This is a genomic window from Streptomyces sp. NPDC001406 (assembly GCF_042895285.1).
Taxonomy (GTDB): domain Bacteria; phylum Actinomycetota; class Actinomycetes; order Streptomycetales; family Streptomycetaceae; genus Streptomyces.
In genome coordinates this window covers 62836-78660 of record NZ_JBIAWG010000026.1, presented here as the reverse complement: position 1 = coordinate 78660, position 15825 = coordinate 62836, and the positions used below count along the sequence as shown (strand labels likewise).

Here is a 15825-nt window from a genome sequence, read left to right as displayed (position 1 = left end):
AGTCACCACCGCACCACCGCAAGGTAGTCCGCGATCTCGGCTGTGCCAGGACAGAGGGGCGCTCTCGGGTTCGCGTGTGGCTTCTGTCCCCAACCACTGAGGAGACCCCTCGTGCGCACGAAGCTGCTTATCGCTGCCACCGCAGCGGCCGCCGCCACACTGACCTTTACTACTTCCGCCCAGGCCAGCCACTCGTGGGGCGGATACCACTGGGCCCGTACGGCAAACCCGTTCACGCTCAAGCTCGGTGACAACCTGAGCTCGAACTGGAAGAGCTACCTGAGCGCCGCCTCGTCGGACTGGTCCAAGTCCACGGTCCTCGACACCACTGTCGTTGCAGGGCAGTCCTCGGCCAGACGCTGCGCCGCCACCAGCGGTCGGGTCGAGGTGTGCAACAGCACGTACGGCAACAACGGATGGCTCGGCATCGCCTCGATATCCACCACCGGTGGGACGCACATCACGGCCGGCACGGTGAAGCTCAACGACACGTACTTCAACACAGCGACGTACAACACTCCATCCTGGAGGCAGATGGTGACCTGCCAGGAGGTCGGCCACACGTTCGGCCTCGACCACCAGGACACGAACTTCGGCAACCCCAACCTGGGCACGTGCATGGACTATACGAACAGCCCTGACGGGCCGCCCAGCAACCTCGACCCGAACCAGCACGACTACGACGAGCTCGCGACCATCTACGCACACCTCGACTCGACCAGCACGGTCGACCAGTCCGCGACCGTGCCCCAAGTGACAAACGGGAAGTCCAGTTGGGGCAAGCGTGTGGCACATTCCTCGCACGGAGACACCTACGTCCGGAACTTCGGGAAAGGCAAGTCGGTGGTCACCTTCGTGATCTGGGCGAGGTAGCTCCTCGCCTGCAGGCCGTGGGCCGCCGGATCGCTTCGGCTGCCCACGTCCTGGTTCCCATCTGTCCCGGCACGATGTGATCCGGTGCTGGTCTACCTCAAGGCCGATACCGGGCAGGTCGACCTCGTCCCCGGATTACCCGAGATGTGACGGGGCTGGGGTACCACGGGACGGGTGGGACACGATGTCCTGCATCTGGGACGAGTCGCGTGTACAGCGGTCACGGCGATTCGATGACCGGCAGTTCCAGATTGAGCTTGTAGCCACCGTCGGACGTGGGGTCGGATGTGATGGTTCCGCCGAGGAGTTCGGCGCGTTGGCGCACGCCGACGAGGCCGTGGTGGGCGCCGGGCAGGGGGAGAGCGGGTCGGATGGGGCTGTGTTGGTGACGGTGGTGCGGATGGCGCCGTCCGCGTGGTGCATGTGGACGGTGGCCGTGGCGCCGAGGGCGTGTTTACGGATGTTTTGTGGGTGCCGGCGAGTTCGGTGGCCCGCAGGGTCGACCATGGCCATGGCAGGAAGTCGATGATTGCGTAGGTCAGGCCGGTGCCCATTCCCGCCGATTGGTGGTGCGGCCGTCAATCGGCCGGAGTGGCTCCGGCCAGGTGGCGGGGTGCCGTCGGAAATGCGTCGGGTGAGCCAGGGCGGGATTCTGGAAAGCCTGAAGACGTGACGCAGAACCCATCGTCGGCCGTACCGGCAGAGGCGCCGCGTGAGCCTGAGATCGATTGCTCCTCAGCCCCCGCCGGAGCGACGTCGACGGGGCGACTGATCGGCATTGACTTGGCCCGCGGCCTCGCGGTCTTCGGCATGTATTCCGCTCATGTCGGCCCGGACGTGACGGTGGGCGGACCGGTGGGCTTCCTGGTGGAGACGGCTCGGGGGCGCTCCTCCGCCCTCTTCGCGCTGCTCGCCGGCTTCTCGCTGGTCATCATCATGGGCCGTCCGCATCCCCGGACCGGGCGGGCCGGCCGTCAGGCCGTGGGGAGGATCGTGATCCGCGCCGTCCTCCTCCTGGCCATGGGTTACATCCTGACCGCCTTGGACACCGACGTGGACGTGATCCTGAGCTTCTACGCACTGCTCTTCTTGGCCGTCCTCCCGTTGTATCGGTTGCGGGCGGGCACGCTGGCGCGTATCGCAGCCGCAGGCGCGTTGATCCTGCCCCAGGCCCTGTACGTGATACGGGCCTCGATCGAGGACGGCAGCTGGGCGGACACCGTCACGTCTTGGGACCCGCTCGCCCGGATCACCGACACCGACGGCGTCATCGAACTGCTGTTCACCGGTGCATATCCGGTTCTCACCTGGATACCGTTCCTGGTCGCGGGCATGGCAGTAGCCCGGCTCGATCTCACTCGGTCGGGTGTCCGGTCCCGGCTGGCCGTCGTGGGAGGGGCGCTGGCCCTGCTCGGCTACGGCGGATCCTGGTTGGTGCTGCACTTGGTCCCGCGCGCTGTTTCCGTCGTCGCGGCCGCCGCGGACGGCGGTTCGGCGTCGTCGGCATGGTGGTCCGACACCGTCGGCGAACCAGGGAACCGTCCCCCGACGGCCTGGTTGCTGGTGGCCGCACCGCACAGCCAGACGACCTTCTCGATCCTCGGCAACACGGGCGTCGCCCTGGCGGTGGTGGCTGCGTGCTTGACCGTCGCTGACCGGATGCCGCGGATCAAGCGCCTGGCCGGACCCGTGGCATCCGTCGGCACGATGGCTCTGACCTCGTATGTCCTGCACATCGTCGCCCTCTGGTTCTTCGCCGACGTCTGGTACGTGCCCGCGATCACGGCGACACCATGAGCGCCCTGCCGGTACTCCTCGGATTCATCGCGGTGGCCACGATCCTGGCGGCCGTATGGACCAGTCGATTCAGACGCGGCCCGCTCGAGTATCTGCTGCACCTTGCCGGCCGGCCCGCGTGGCGCATCAGGTAAGACGGCGCCGACGCCACGCCGAGTCCGGGCGGGGCCACTACGGGCGGGCTCTCGTGTCTCGCCTCTACGAACCTCGCGGCAGATGGCGGTCTTTGAATGAGGAGGCCGCAGCACTTACCGAGACAGTGTGTCCCCATCTAATCGACATGTCTGGGATTCGTCGTCACGTACACTGAATCCGTGCCCAAGCTGTGGAACGAGACCATCGAGGAGCATCGCCGCGCCGTACGCGACACGGTACTTGCGACCACGGCGGCTCTCGTGGGGGAGCACGGCCTGCGAGCTGTGACCATGTCCCGGATCGCCGAGGAGAGCGGCATCGGCCGGGCCACGCTGTACAAGTACTTCCCCGACATCGAGTCGATCATGATGGCCTGGCACGAGCGCCAAATCGCCGGTCATCTCGATGAGCTCGCCCAGCTGCGCGACCGTGCCGGCTCCCCGGGTGATCGGCTCGCGGCGGTCCTGGAGCGCTACGCACTCATCCAGCAGCAGCGACACGGTCACGGTGCAGAACTCTCCGCTCTCCTGCACCGGGGCGACCATGTGGCCCACGCAGAGCAGCATCTGCGCCACTTCATCTGCAGCCTGCTCGCAGAGGCGGCCCAGGCGGGCGCCGTCCGCGACGACGTCGCACCCGACGAGCTGGCCGGGTACTGCCTGCACGCCCTCGCTGGCGCGGGGAGCCTGCCTTCCAAGGCCGCGGTCAAGCGGCTTGTCTCGGTCACTTTGGATGGGTTGCGGCCACAGGGCTGACGTCGTCCCCAGCTGCTGACGTCCACCGCACTCCGTGGGCGCCACCTCGATGTCGGGGATGTGGAGGCGCCCCTGGGGGACAGTGCCTTCAGCGCTCCCGCCACGCCTGGGTGGTGACGTTCGGGGCCGGCGTGGCGCCAGGCCTCACCCAGTTGCGGGAAGCGGTGCAATTCGCGGGCGACGACGTTGCGGAGCGCGATGACATCCGGATTGGCTCGGGTGCCCTCGACCCAGGCGCGGGCGGCGGCGATGAGGGCCTCGCGCAGGTCGTCGGCTTCGGCGAGTCGGTCGATCGCCGTCACCAGCGCGCCGCCGAGCGGCGCGTCCAACGAGTCCTTGATGACACCGATGAACAGGTCGGCCTTGGTGCCGAAGTGGTTGTAGACGGTCACCTTCGACACACCGGCCTCGGTGGCGACTACGCGCGACTGCTGCCTGGCTTGGTGATCGCCTCATTCGGCATTGGTGCGGTGTTCGTCACCGCCACGGCCACCGCGCTGGCCATGGTCGCCCATGAGGAGGCGGGTCTGGCCTCGGGCGTCGTCAACACCTTCCACGAGGTGGGCGGCTCGATCGGCGTGGCGGTGATGTCGACGGTCGCCGCGGCCGAACATCGAGCATGGAGCGATCGGCGGCTTCACTGACGCCTTCACGCTCAGCGCGGTCGCGGCCGCCGCGAGCGCGGGCGTCGCCCTGCTCCTCATTCCGGCTGGCGGGGAAGCCGCAGAGGCCCGCACGCTCACTGAGCCGCTCGCGAGGGCAGTGGCGGTGCACGCCCTGCCCTTGCCAGTGACGGAGCAGGCCCCCGTCTCCCAGAGGAGACGCTTCACCGGTACGCTGTGCCGCCGACGACAGAACGAACGCCTGCTGCAGAGCGCAGGTGTGGGATGGCGGTAGGGGCGTGTGGGCAAGAGCACGAAGGCGAGCGACATCGCCCTGCGGCTCATCCTGCTCGCGTTGCTGTTCCTCGGCGTAGGCGTACTGCACACGTTGGGGCATGCGGGCGCCCACGGCGGAGTCTCGGCGTCTGGTGCCGTTCAGTATGCGAGCCATGCCGGGGCCGTTGCCGACGGGACGGGGTTCTCGCCCCCAGGCGTTGAGACCGCTGAGCTTCCCGACCCTCATCAGCACATCGGAGCCCGGGCCCACACAGAAGTCCCCAGTTGCTTCGCGGTGGTCCCGGCCGGCTCCTGGCTGGTCCCGCCGCACGGCCTGGCGGTGCGGGGCGGAGAGGCGGGCGGCAACGCGGTTGGAGGCTGCCCGGGGTCGAACTCGACTGCGACAAGGGCTTGTTCGCGGCTGCAGGTACTACGGATTTAGAGCACCGGTGACGTGAGGTGCGCGCAATCGGGCGCTGCGCCCTCGGCGCGCCGGACGTTCAGTTCCGGACGCGCTCCTTCACAGTCCACCGTCTCTACCTGACGGGGTCGGCCCGGTGCACCCGCACGCGGCCGTCCACCGCCCTGCGCTGAAAGGCGTCATCTGTGTCCCAGCACCGCATCGTCGGCCACCCCAGCACGTCTGTGCCTTCGGAAGAATCACAGGCGTACGAGCTGTACAACTCCCTACCTCCGCAGCGGCAGCATGCCCCTGTCCCACCGCGTCAACCTGAACCGTCCTCCCCAAGGGGCCGAGGACGCCGTGGCGGCCGCCGCCGGGCGCCGAAGCGGACACCCCTGCTTGGCAACTACCTCGGCTACGCCGCCACGTTCGTCGGCGCCGGACTGATCAGCGGCGCCATCGTGCACCATCCGCTCGACCCCGCCCGGTACACGGTCATTGCGGTGATCGGTGCAGCGGTCTTCCTCTGTGCCACCCTCCTCACAGAGTTCGTCCTCAGCAAGCAGCGGGCCAAGGCGTCCAAGGTGCTGAGCATCGTCGCCGCTTCGCTGGCGCTGTCGTTCGGCATCGGCATGCTCAGCGGCGGGCTGCAGCACTTCGAGGACTTTCCCGAGCGTGGCGCGATGCTGATCCCCTTCGGCCTCACCCTGTCCTTCATCGCGTACGTGGTGCGACACGAACCGGCACGCTGGCGCAGCATCCTCGGCCCGGCGGGCGTGCTGGTGCTTGTCACGGCGGCCCTCGCCTTCGTGGGGCTGCGCGGTATAGCCGACGGGATGGCCTCCGAGTCGGGAGGCGACAGCGGTCACAGCCACGGGGAGGAGCCGTCCGCGGAGTCGGAGGAATCCGAGGGCGCCCACGAGGCAGAGCCGGGAGGCGAGAATCCTTCTTCCCCGTCCGCTGCGAGCGGTAGCCCCGCCGGCACGGGCGCTGAGAAGGCCGGGCACGCGGACGACGGCCACAGCCACTGACGGACCTGGAGGCGGACGCAACTGCTGTCGTTCTCCGCCCAGCGATACGGCTCCCACTGGGATCCTGGTGGGAGCCGTGCCGTGCGTTCCGGGCAGCAAGCGGAAGTACCATGCTGCTTAGGTTTTCGAGGACGGAGGCGGCCGGGATGCGAGGATTCGGCGAACTGGAACAGGCGATCATGGATGTCGTCTGGTCCACCGGGAAGCCGGTCACCGTGCGCCAGGTGCTGGAGCAGCTGAACGGTCCGCGGTCGCAGCCGCTGGCTTACAACACCGTGCACACCGTTACGGAGATCCTCCACCGCAAGGGCTGGCTGTCCCGCGCCAAGGACGGCCGCGCGTTCCGGTATGCGCCGACCAAGAGCCGGGAGGAGTACGCGGCCTCGCTGATCGACCAGGTCTGGGCCACAGGCGCCGACCGTACGGCGACGCTGGTGCGGTTGTTCGACGAGATGGACGCCGACGAGCTCGACGAGCTGCGGGCCGCGCTCACCGCGCGCGCTGAAGGACGGGCATGAGGGTCGCGGCGCTGCTCCTCGGGTACGCCGCCGTGCTGGGAGTCAACGCCTGCTCGCTCCCGGCCCTACACGCCACAGAGACCATGTCCGCCGTTGGTTGACCAGGGGCCTGTGTGTGCGGAGCCTGGTATGTTCACCGCCACGGTCTCCTAGAAAACTTAGGTATTTCGGATGCGTGGTGTGTGGGTCCGCGGGGTCGCCCGCCTTGCGGCCGTGCTGCTGTTGACCGGTGCGTCGCTGCTGACGTCTTCCGTCTCCGCGCAGGCACATGCGGTGCTGTTGTTCGCGTCCCCGTCGATCGAGGGCGCCGTACCGACGGCGCCGAAGGAGATTGCGCTGGTCTTCGATGAGCCGGTGCAGCCCGCTGGGGCGCGGACCGCGCGAATCACGACGGCCGCCGGGAAGGCAGTCGACATCGGGTCCGCCGCGCGCAGTGAGGGCGGCCGTCAGGTGACGGTGCCGGTGCAGGGGACGCTGGGGCCTGGGGTGTACACGGTGGACTGGCAGGTCGCCGCCCAGGACGGCGATGTGATGGGTGGCAGCTACCGCTTCGCCGTGGGCTCGGCCGCCGCCGGTCTGTCCGCCGGGTCGGCCGGTGGGCAGCAACAGGTCAGTGGGGCGGGTGCGACCGCCGTATTGCGGTGGGTGCTGTTCGGGGCGTTCGCGCTGGCCCTGGGCGGACTGGTCGGGGAGCGACTGGCTGCCCGGCACGAAATCACGAAGCCCCGGCCGTGGGCGCGGGCGGGCGCGGTCGGCGGTCTGGTGGCCTCGCTCGGGCTCGCGGTCCTGATCGCGGGAGGCGGGAGTCTGGTCGAGGGTTTCTCCTCACCTTCGGGGGTGACGCTGTTCGTCGGGCGGGCCGGGATGCTCGCGGTGATCGAGGCGGCCGCGTGGCTGGTGGCAGCCGTGGCGACGGCCCGCGGGTGGCCGTCGGCTGCCTGGGCAGGGCTCGCGGCAGCCATCGTGTCGGAGGGACTGCGCGCCCATCCTGCCGGTGCGTCGGCCGTGTGGGGTCCTGTGCTGACGACGATGCATCTGGCGGCGGCCGCGGTGTGGATCGGCGCGCTCGTCCACCTCGTACACGTGGGCATCGCCCGCCGATGGGACACCCGTTTCCGTGCGGCACTCGGCGCATACGCCCGTCTCGCCCTGCTCCTCGTGATCGTGGTGCTGCTCACCGGAACGCTGTCCGGTCTCCTGCTGATCTCGCCCTCCGAGCTGCTGGACACTTCGTTCGGCAAGCTTTTGAGCGTCAAGTTGTTGCTGGTCGCGGCGGTGTGCGTGCTCGCGCTGACCGCGCGGAGGCAGATGGCGCGTTCGGCGCCGCGCTCGCTCGTCCGGGTCGAGGCCTCGGCTCTCGTTGCTGTGCTGGCCGTGACCGCCTGGCTGTCGGTCACCCAGCCCCCGAGGGATGCGCAGGCCGCACTTCCGTTCGCGCCACCGGCGTCCGGTGATGCGATCACCGCGGGCGGGAGGGCCGATGAGATCGGCATCGCCGCAACCGCGTCGGCCGGGCAGGTGGTAGTGCGGCTGACCGCGCCGACCACCGACCTCGATCGCGACGACTCGCGATCGTACGAGGCGTCGCTCCGCCTGGCCGACGCCGTGGGCCGCGCCCGTACGGTCTCCTTGCGTGGCTGCGGTGACGGCTGCTTCTACGCGCCCGTAATCTGGAAGAAGGGTGCCAACCTGTTGACCGTGCGGGCTTCCGCGAAGGGGTGGGGCGGCGGCAGGGAAACGCTGCGGGTGATGTGGCCGGTGCGCCCGGGCGCCGCGCAACTGGTCCGCACTGTGAAGGCGATGCGTGCCGTGAAGAAGTTCACCCTGCACGAGCTTGTCGCCAGCGACACGGCCAGGGCGACGATCGCGCCGACCCGGCTGGAACTGTCCGGCGGCCGTTTCGTGGACTCCGAGCCGTACGCGAAGGGCCAGGCGACCCAGACGTCCCGGTTCACCGACGCCGAGGGCCACACCGTGCTCGCCCTCGGCTATCCCGGTGAGCGGCTCGCCCTGGAGCTGACACTCGACGACCACGACCGCGTCGTACGGGAAACGCTGGTAGCGCCCAACCACCTCATCCACCGCTCCTTCACCTACCCGGACGCGCAGGAAGCGGGCGGCTGACCATGAGCGCGCGGCGGCGGACCGGATCCGTGGTGCTGGGCCTGCTGGTGGCCCTGGCCACGGTGTTCGGTGCCGTGTGCCTGTGCGCCCATGGGCCTACGGTGCAGCCGGTCGCCGTCCTCTCCGCGTACGACACGTCCGACGGCGGGTCCCGCACGCACGCCTGCGCTCTGCCCGCACACGACCAGTGCGGCGCGAAGTTGGCGGCGGACATGCCGACGACCGGCCCCGGACCGCATCCCCAGCCGCTCATCCTCCCGGTGTGGGCGGGCGCACGACCGGCCTCGTCCTTCAAGCTCATCAACCTGGACCCGGCTGCCCCCCGCGCGCCAGATCTGCACGTCTTGCAGGTGCTGCGGACCTAGACGGACGCCTCGTTTCCCGTCGGCATCCGTCAACTTCCGCTGTACGAAAAGGACTTCACCATGGCATCCGCCAACTCCGACAACAAGAAGAACACGAAGCAGAGCAAGGCCGAGGCCCGCCGCGCCCGCATGGAGGAGATGCGCCGCGCCGAGCAGTCCCGCGAGCGCCGCAACCGGATCATCACCATCGTCGCGTCCGCCGCGATCCTCGCCGGGCTGGTGGGTGGCGGCTGGTATCTGATCGATGCCGCAAACGAGAAGGAGCAGGCCAAGGCCGCCCCGGTCGCCGGCGAGAAGACGTGGTCGAAGCTCGGCCGCACTCACGTCGACAAGCCCGTCTCCTACCCGATGACCCCGGCCGCAGGCGGGAATCACGCCCCCGTCTGGCAGAACTGCAACGGCGACGTCTACACGAGCGAGATAAAGAACGAGAACGCCGTGCACTCCCTGGAGCACGGCGCCGTCTGGGTCACCTACAACGACCAGGCCTCCGACGCGGACGTCAAGGCGCTCGCGGCCAAGGTGCGCAAGACTCCGTACACCCTGATGAGCCCGCTGAAGAAGCAGTCCGCACCGATCACGCTGACGGCCTGGGGCCACCAGCTCAACGTTACGAAGGAGTCCGACCCGCGGGTGGCCGAGTTCCTCGGGAAGTATGTCCAGGGCAAGCAGACTCCCGAGCCGGGAGCCGCCTGCACCGGTGGGAAGTCCGCCTGAGCCCGCACCAGGTGCATAGCTCCACGTTCCCGGTTCCAGACCTCCACTGACCCGCGCGGTTGTGGCCGTCTTCCGCGGCGTGGCTATGGCCTGGCGATACAACCCGGCGGGGCTACTGGTCCACGCCCAGTGCCCCGCCGGCGATGCCGCCCCACACGCCGATACCGCCGTGCCAGACGTACAGGACCTCGGTCGGGTTGCGGCCCGTACCGAAGTACAGCTGCCAGCTGGTGAGCACGTGGTAGAGGCGGCCGCCGAGCATGCCGAACGGCACGGCGACCATCGCGATGTCGAGGACGGTGCCAAGGGCGCCGCCACGGGCACTCCAGTGGCGTGGCCGATCGCGATGGCCGCGATGAGGTAGAGCTGGGCGGGCTCGGCAGGAAGGCGAGTTCCGCCGGATCAGGAGCCGTCTTCGGTGGCGCCCATCATGCCGGTCATCGACTCGGTGGAGTTGCCGCCCATGCCGCCCATGCCGCTCATGGACGTGCCGGAGTGGTCGTCCATCTGGGAGTGCTCGGCCTCGCTGCCATGAGCGGACAGCATCTCGCGCATGTGCCTCTCCGCCGAGGCCCGCTCTCCGGCGGGCAGCCCCTTGGTGCAATGCCGGATCATGGCGTCCCGGTCCATGCCGTCGCTCTTCGGTGAGGCCGTGGCCGAGGAGGTCGGTTGCGGAGTCGGGTCGGAGGGCGAGGCGAACGCGGTGGCGGCACCGTACGCGCCGAGGCCGCTGAGGAGGGTGGTGGCCGCGGCCACCGCGAGGGTCCTGCGCTTGATCATCTCGGGTCCTTTCCGTCGCTTTCGTGCGGTGGTGCTGTCGACGCTAGGTACGCGTTGTGAAGGGGCCATGAAGCGGCCGTGTGCGGGCGCTGTGCGCTGCTGCCGCTCCCAGGTGCGGGGTCGGCACCGGCAAGGGCGCTCAGGCCGGGATCCTGATCCGCTCCGCCGAGGCGCTGGAGACCGAGCGCCTGGACGCGATCGCGCTCGACAAGACCGGCACCGTCACCCTGGGTCGGCCAGAGCTGACCGACCTCTTGCCGGCGAACGGCTCACCGAGGACGAACTGCTTCGCCTGGTGGCCTCGGCCGACCACTTTTCCGAGCACCCTCTGGGCCAGGCGATCGCCTCAGGGGCCACTGATCGAGGTATTTCGCTCGCGGAGGTGGGCTCGTTCGACTCGGTCACCGGGCACGGCATCACCGCCACGGTCGACGGCCGCCGGGCGCTGGTGGGCAAGGCGGCACTGCTGACCGAGCACGGGACTGACATCACCTCCCTTGCACTGGAGGCGGACCGGGCGGCGGTTGAGGGTAGGACTGGAAGCGGGTCGGCATGGTCGGCGACCGGATCAACGACGCTCTCTCCCCGGCCCAGGCGGACGTCGGCCTCGCCATCGGCACGGGCACCGACGTCGCCATCGAGGCCGCCGACATCACGCTGATCGCCGGATCGCTGAGCGGCGTGGTCACAGCCGTGGCTCTGAGCCGGGCAGGGATGCGCAACATCCACCAGAATCTGTTCATGGCCTGCGTGTACAACACCGTCGGCATCCCGCTCGCGGCCGGTGTGCTGTACCCGGTCACCGGCTGGCTGCTCAGCCCGATCGTTGCCGCCGCGGCGATGGCCCTGTCCTCCCTGCCGGTGGTGGGCAACGCCAACCGGCTGCGCTCCTTCACCACCCCGGCGCTGCCCGGCCACCCGACGCCGACCACAGGCGCTGGGGTGCCGGCCACGACGGCGGCATGATGGAACTCGTACGTACGAAGGAAGGTGCACCCGTGAGCGCGACGGTGCTGGTCGTCGACGACGAGGCGAAGCTGCGAGGCCTGCTGCGCGACTATCTGGAACGCGACGGCTACACGGTCCTGGAGGCCGGCGACGGCCGAGCCGCACTGGACGTCGCCGCCTCCTCCCACCCCGACCTGGTCGTCCTCGACCTGGGCCTGCCCGGCCTGCCCGGCGAGGAAGTGGCCCGGCTGCTGCGTAAGCAGACAGATGTGGCGATCGTGATGCTCACCGCGAAGGCCAGCGAGAACGACCGGGTGATGGGGCTGCGGCTCGGCGCCGACGACTACGTCGTCAAGCCGTTCAGCCCCCGCGAACTGGTTGCCCGCGTGGAGGCGGTGCTGCGCCGGGCTCGCGGCTCCCGCGTGGAGGAGCCTCAGGCGCTCTCGTACGGGGACGGCCGGCTGCGGATCGACAGCGAGCGCCGCGAGGTCCATGCGAGTGGGCAGCCGGTCGATCTGACCCGGATGGAATTCGACCTGCTGGCCGCCCTTGCCTCCCGCCCCGGCCGGGCGTGGTCCCGCACGGAGCTGGTGGGGCGTGTCCAAGGCCACGCCTTCGAGGCATACGAGCGCACCATCGACGTGCACGTGAAGAACCTGCGCCGCAAGCTCGGCGACACCCCGCCGTCGACGGTGATCGTCACCGTGCCCGGCGTCGGCTACAAACTCGGAGTAGAGCGTGATGTGGACCGCGATGCGTGAACTGCAGCGCGGCCGGTTCGCCCGCCGCCTCGCCCTGGCCTTCGCTGCGCTGGGCATCGGCACGGCCGTGCTGACGGCCGTACTGGTCAACACCGCGTTCGGCAACCGCTTCGACAACTACCTCGCCGACCAACGACGGGTCCGTCAGCAGCAGTTGGTGGCTCTCTTCGCCGATGCCTACCAGCGCGACGACGGATGGAAGACAACGTCCCTCGACCAACTCGCCTCCACCGTGACCATGACGGGCTCCGAGGCCGAAGTGCACGATGCGCAAGGCCGCAAGGTCTGGGCGCTCGCTGACGCCGACGCCGACGCCGCCACGCTGAAGATGCACAGCGACATGATGGGCACCGGCGACCTCGGCCCGCCCCACAGCCTGCCGATCACCGTGAACGGGCAGCAGGTCGGCACCCTCGACGTCCGCGTCCCGCAAGGCTCGATCCCGGCCGTCGACAAGGACTTCCAGACGTCCGTCGACCAGTTGCTGGTCGGCGGTGCCCTCGCCGCGGCCCTGGCCGCTCTCGTCGTCGGCGTCTACACGGCCCGTCGCGCCACCGCTCCCATCGCCGAACTCACTCGTGCAGCGGAGGACTTGGCCGCGGGCCGACGCGACCGGCGGACCACCACCATCCCCAACAACGAGATCGGACAGCTGGCCACCGCCTTCAACACCATGGCCGACCGGGTGGAGAAGGAGGACGAACTGCGCCGCGCGTTCGCTGCCGACGTCGCGCATGAGCTGCGCACGCCGCTCGCCATCCAGCGCAGCGAACTGGAGGCCATCCAGGACGGCGTCCGCGCACCCACCGACAAGGCCATCGCCTCCCTGCACGACGAGAACGTGCGCCTGACCCGCCTGGTCGCCGACCTGGAAGCCCTCGCCTCCGCGGAGGCGGCCGCCTTCACGCTGGAACGCCGACCGCTGTCCCTGGCCGACCTGGTCAGCGACACAGTCAGCGGCTTGGCCGACTCCTTCACCGACGCCAGCATCACCGTCCACACCGATCTGGACGAGGTCCGCGTCGACGGTGACCCGGTACGGCTGCGGCAGATCGTCACCAACCAGCTCACCAATGCGGTCAAGTTCGTCCCCGCGGGCGGCACGGTCACCGTCCGCCTCCGCGAGGAGGACGGCTGGGCCGACCTGCGCGTGACCGACACCGGCCCCGGCATCCCCGCCGACGAACTACCTCACGTCTTCGACCGCTTCTTCCGCAGCCGCTCCGCTCGCGCCGACGGCTCCGGCATCGGCCTGGCCGTCGCCGCCGAACTCACCGCCGCACACGGCGGCACTCTCACAGCCGAAAGCGCAGTCGGCCAAGGCACCACGTTCACCACCCGCATTCCCGCCTTCAACAACTGACAAGGACGATGGGGCCCGATCACCGGCGGACCAAGGCTGGGCGAGCCGGAGCGTCGGTGTGTGCGTACGGCCGAGCCCGGATGCATTCTGCGCGCCATGCGCTACTGCGTGACGAGCGGACCTCCCCAGGGCACATCCGGCACCGTGAACACCGACAAGTGCGCTACGCGGTCGATAACCCGAGTTCCCGCCTGGACGGCGAGCAGGGAGAGAAGGGCCCAGCCCGGTACGTCACACGGACGCGGCGTCGGCCTCCACTTCGATGTGCGTGGGATACCGCTGGTCGAAGCGGCGGAGCTTCCACAGGGCGACGGCGCCGATCCATGTCGCCAGGAAGGTGACCACGATGATGATGCCGATCGTGTTGAGGTCGATGCCCGCCAGCCATGGCCAAGGCGCTCGGTCGGCTGCGCCGAGTCGCTCCGCGAGCAGCGAGACCAGTTCCACCGTGCCGACCACGAACGCTACGAAGATCGACAGGCCGGTCATGATCAGGTTGTAGTAGATCTTGCGGATCGGGTTGGAGAACGACCACTCGTACGCCTTCGCCATGAAGACCCCGTCGGTGGTGTCCATCAGGCTCATGCCGGCCGCGAAGATCAGCGGTAGGGCGATGATGGCGAGCGGCGGCAGGGTGCCGTCCGCTGCCGAGCCGGCTGCGAGGCCGAGTGCGCCGACCTGGGTGGCGGTGTCGAAGCCGAGGCCGAAGAGCAGGCCCACGAAGTAGAGCTGCCAGCTGTGCTCGATGAGCCTGTTGTAGCGGCCCTTGAAGACGCGGTTCATCAGGCCGCGGTCGGACAGGAGCTGTTCCAGCTCCTCTGGGCGATGGCGCCCTGCCTTGGCCTCGCGCCAGGTGCGCGTGATCCCACGCAATACGCCGAAGTTCAGCGCGGCGATGGCGTACAGGAAGACCCCGGAGACTAAAGTGCCGATGGCGCTGCCGATGCTGGCGAAACCCGCTTGGAAGCGGTTCGCGGCCTGCGCGGCGAAGGCGATGGCGACGGAGAGGCCGAAGACGACGGAGGAGTGGCCGAGCGAGAAGGCCAGGCCCAGGCCGAGCGGACGCTTGCCCTTCTGCAGCAGGTAGCGGGTGGTGTCGTCGATCGCCGAGATGTGGTCGGCGTCGAAGGCGTGCCGCATCCCGAGGGTGTAGGCCAGCCCAGCCGCGCCTGCGTAGAGCAGTTCGCCTTGGCTGTTGGGGAGACCGTGGTAGCGGGCGTTGTAGTAGGCGAACAGACCGAAGCCCGCGATGTGCAGCGCTGCCACGAAGCCGTACATCGCCACCAGGCGGTGTATCTCTCCACGGTCGAACCGGCGGCTCGGCCGGGTGGCCGCAGCGTTGGTACTCATGGGCAGCTTCCCTCGTGATGATGTTGGTCATGCCTTACTGCACTGTTCCTTTAGATGCGAATCATATGCAGTAAGGCGCGGCCGACTGTCTGCCCTGGGTTCGGATGGGGTGCGGGGGGCGGATTGGTGGCTGTGTGCGGCGACGCGCTCAGTGCGCGTCGGCCGCCTCGACGTCGAGTCGCTGGGCGAAGGTTTTGCCGCCGTCCTTCGACTCGTACACCCCGTTCTGGGTGGCGGCCAGGACGTGCTCGGCGCCGACGGCGGTGAAGGCCTGAGGCTGGCCGCCGGGCAGGGTCGACACGTACTTCCAGGTGGCGCCGCCGTCGGCGCTGCGGTTCAGCCCGCCGGAGGTGTCGATGCCGTAGAGGGCGTCCTTCGTCGTCCACGAGAGGAAGGCCATGACGGGCTGCCTTCCCTTTGCGAACGTCTTGCCGCCGTCGGCGCTGCGGACGATTCCCTCGGCTGTGGTGGCCAGGACGAGGTCGGGGTTGCTCGGGCTGACCGCGATGTCGAGTGCCTGGAGCGTCGCGCCGTTCTTCCAGGTCTTGCCGTCCTTGCTGGTGCGCAGCAGGCCGTTGGTGGCGTCGTAGGCGTAAAGCGTGCCGTGTGCGTAATCCAGGGAGTGGAAGTCGGACTGCCCGGACAGGGAGAGTGCCTCCCAGGTCTTGCCGGCGTCCGTGCTCTTGATCAGGCCCTTGTTGCCTCCCTGGGAGGGGTGACCACTGGCGTAGAAGGTTTTGTCCCCCGCCACCGTGAAGCCCATGAAGTCGTCCTCGCTGTTGCCGACAAGCGTGGGCTTGCCCTTGGCGTCAGGGGTGTAGACGCCCTCGTGGGTGGCGACGTAGAGGCGCTGGTCGGAGGGATCAAGGCCGAGACCGTGGATGTGGCTCAGGGCCGTCGCGGACGAGCCCTTCGAGTCCGCCTTGTCATCGCTGTTGGAGCAGGCGGCCACAGTGAGGGCGAGGGACAGGACGATGGTTGCCGCGGTGGCATGGCGGTTGTTCATGGTTCCTCGGGAGTCGGGTGG

Annotated in this window: 15 protein-coding genes and 2 pseudogenes; 12 read left to right on the top strand and 5 right to left on the bottom strand. The window is 69.0% G+C overall.

Translation table 11 applies throughout. The annotated features are described in order from the left end of the window. Positions 1-111 precede the first annotated feature (111 nt). The 4 genes from ACFY1J_RS42505 (at position 112) to ACFY1J_RS42490 (ending at position 3560) form a co-directional block, all read left to right on the top strand. Entirely contained in the window at positions 112-873 is a 762-nt protein-coding gene (locus ACFY1J_RS42505; protein WP_390712704.1) for a hypothetical protein, read from the top strand. 810 nt (positions 874-1683) lie between these two features. Next, on the top strand, positions 1684-2670 hold the full coding sequence (locus ACFY1J_RS42500) for a DUF418 domain-containing protein (protein ID WP_390733079.1): 987 nt from the start codon (positions 1684-1686) through the stop codon (positions 2668-2670). Then, the gene (locus ACFY1J_RS42495; RefSeq protein WP_390712706.1) at positions 2667-2804 is read left to right on the top strand and encodes a DUF418 domain-containing protein; all 138 of its coding nucleotides are present in this window, start codon (positions 2667-2669) and stop codon (positions 2802-2804) included. The genes ACFY1J_RS42500 and ACFY1J_RS42495 overlap by 4 nt, the downstream gene beginning before the upstream one ends. A gap of 180 nt (positions 2805-2984) precedes the next feature. Further along, entirely contained in the window at positions 2985-3560 is a 576-nt protein-coding gene (locus ACFY1J_RS42490; protein ID WP_390712707.1) for a TetR/AcrR family transcriptional regulator, read from the top strand. Between the two features lie 125 nt (positions 3561-3685). On the opposite strand, the pseudogene ACFY1J_RS42485 reads toward ACFY1J_RS42490, so the two are convergent. Continuing rightward, positions 3686-3952, bottom strand: a pseudogene (locus tag ACFY1J_RS42485) (TetR/AcrR family transcriptional regulator); the annotation flags it as partial. Positions 3953-5344: 1392 nt separating this feature from the next. On the opposite strand from ACFY1J_RS42485, the gene ACFY1J_RS42480 reads away from it, so the two are divergent. The 5 genes from ACFY1J_RS42480 (at position 5345) to ACFY1J_RS42460 (ending at position 9596) form a co-directional block, all read left to right on the top strand. After that, positions 5345-5872: a hypothetical protein gene (locus tag ACFY1J_RS42480; protein ID WP_390712708.1), complete on the top strand. Its 528-nt coding sequence runs from the start codon at positions 5345-5347 to the stop codon at positions 5870-5872. Positions 5873-6018: 146 nt separating this feature from the next. After that, positions 6019-6390: a BlaI/MecI/CopY family transcriptional regulator gene (locus ACFY1J_RS42475; RefSeq protein ID WP_390712709.1), complete on the top strand. Its 372-nt coding sequence runs from the start codon at positions 6019-6021 to the stop codon at positions 6388-6390. 171 nt (positions 6391-6561) lie between these two features. Then, positions 6562-8514 (top strand): copper resistance protein CopC, encoded by a 1953-nt coding sequence (locus tag ACFY1J_RS42470; protein ID WP_390733078.1) that lies wholly within the window; start codon positions 6562-6564, stop codon positions 8512-8514. Positions 8515-8516: 2 nt separating this feature from the next. Next, complete coding sequence (locus tag ACFY1J_RS42465) at positions 8517-8879, top strand: hypothetical protein (protein ID WP_390712711.1); 363 nt, start codon at positions 8517-8519, stop codon at positions 8877-8879. 60 nt (positions 8880-8939) lie between these two features. After that, complete coding sequence (locus tag ACFY1J_RS42460; RefSeq protein ID WP_390712712.1) at positions 8940-9596, top strand: DUF3105 domain-containing protein; 657 nt, start codon at positions 8940-8942, stop codon at positions 9594-9596. Positions 9597-9720: 124 nt separating this feature from the next. Here ACFY1J_RS42460 and ACFY1J_RS42455 read toward each other — a convergent pair. Both ACFY1J_RS42455 and ACFY1J_RS42450 read right to left on the bottom strand, forming a co-directional pair. Beyond that, positions 9721-9979: pseudogene (locus tag ACFY1J_RS42455) on the bottom strand (prolipoprotein diacylglyceryl transferase family protein); the annotation flags it as partial. 19 nt (positions 9980-9998) lie between these two features. Continuing rightward, on the bottom strand, positions 9999-10376 hold the full coding sequence (locus tag ACFY1J_RS42450) for a hypothetical protein (RefSeq protein ID WP_390712713.1): 378 nt from the start codon (positions 10374-10376) through the stop codon (positions 9999-10001). Between the two features lie 552 nt (positions 10377-10928). Between ACFY1J_RS42450 and ACFY1J_RS42445 the strand changes: the two genes are divergently transcribed. The 3 genes from ACFY1J_RS42445 to ACFY1J_RS42435 are packed head-to-tail and all read left to right on the top strand — an operon-like array spanning position 10929 to position 13448. Beyond that, positions 10929-11342, top strand: coding sequence for a hypothetical protein (locus ACFY1J_RS42445; RefSeq protein ID WP_390712714.1), 414 nt, complete (start codon positions 10929-10931; stop codon positions 11340-11342). 32 nt (positions 11343-11374) lie between these two features. Continuing rightward, the gene (locus tag ACFY1J_RS42440; RefSeq protein ID WP_390712715.1) at positions 11375-12085 is read left to right on the top strand and encodes a response regulator transcription factor; all 711 of its coding nucleotides are present in this window, start codon (positions 11375-11377) and stop codon (positions 12083-12085) included. Beyond that, positions 12078-13448 carry a sensor histidine kinase gene (locus tag ACFY1J_RS42435; protein ID WP_390733077.1) on the top strand — a complete coding sequence of 457 codons (1371 nt, stop codon included), beginning with the start codon at positions 12078-12080 and terminating at the stop codon, positions 13446-13448. The genes ACFY1J_RS42440 and ACFY1J_RS42435 overlap by 8 nt, the downstream gene beginning before the upstream one ends. A gap of 231 nt (positions 13449-13679) precedes the next feature. On the opposite strand, the gene ACFY1J_RS42430 is transcribed toward ACFY1J_RS42435, so the two are convergent. Next, on the bottom strand, positions 13680-14798 hold the full coding sequence (locus tag ACFY1J_RS42430) for a HoxN/HupN/NixA family nickel/cobalt transporter (protein ID WP_390733076.1): 1119 nt from the start codon (positions 14796-14798) through the stop codon (positions 13680-13682). Positions 14799-14946: 148 nt separating this feature from the next. Next, entirely contained in the window at positions 14947-15804 is an 858-nt protein-coding gene (locus tag ACFY1J_RS42425) for a F510_1955 family glycosylhydrolase (RefSeq protein ID WP_390712718.1), read from the bottom strand. Between the last annotated feature and the right edge of the window lie 21 nt (positions 15805-15825).

Bases quoted from the DNA above. Each gene is read 5' to 3' on its own strand.
- ACFY1J_RS42500 (WP_390733079.1), top strand. From the start codon at position 1,684: ATGTATTCCGCTCATGTCGGCCCGGACGTGACGGTGGGCGGACCGGTG.
- ACFY1J_RS42495 (WP_390712706.1), top strand. From the start codon at position 2,667: ATGAGCGCCCTGCCGGTACTCCTCGGATTCATCGCGGTGGCCACGATC.
- ACFY1J_RS42475 (WP_390712709.1), top strand. From the start codon at position 6,019: ATGCGAGGATTCGGCGAACTGGAACAGGCGATCATGGATGTCGTCTGG.
- ACFY1J_RS42470 (WP_390733078.1), top strand. From the start codon at position 6,562: ATGCGTGGTGTGTGGGTCCGCGGGGTCGCCCGCCTTGCGGCCGTGCTG.
- ACFY1J_RS42465 (WP_390712711.1), top strand. From the start codon at position 8,517: ATGAGCGCGCGGCGGCGGACCGGATCCGTGGTGCTGGGCCTGCTGGTG.
- ACFY1J_RS42460 (WP_390712712.1), top strand. From the start codon at position 8,940: ATGGCATCCGCCAACTCCGACAACAAGAAGAACACGAAGCAGAGCAAG.
- ACFY1J_RS42450 (WP_390712713.1), bottom strand. From the start codon at position 10,376: ATGATCAAGCGCAGGACCCTCGCGGTGGCCGCGGCCACCACCCTCCTC.
- ACFY1J_RS42445 (WP_390712714.1), top strand. From the start codon at position 10,929: ATGGTCGGCGACCGGATCAACGACGCTCTCTCCCCGGCCCAGGCGGAC.
- ACFY1J_RS42435 (WP_390733077.1), top strand. From the start codon at position 12,078: ATGCGTGAACTGCAGCGCGGCCGGTTCGCCCGCCGCCTCGCCCTGGCC.
- ACFY1J_RS42430 (WP_390733076.1), bottom strand. From the start codon at position 14,798: ATGAGTACCAACGCTGCGGCCACCCGGCCGAGCCGCCGGTTCGACCGT.
- ACFY1J_RS42425 (WP_390712718.1), bottom strand. From the start codon at position 15,804: ATGAACAACCGCCATGCCACCGCGGCAACCATCGTCCTGTCCCTCGCC.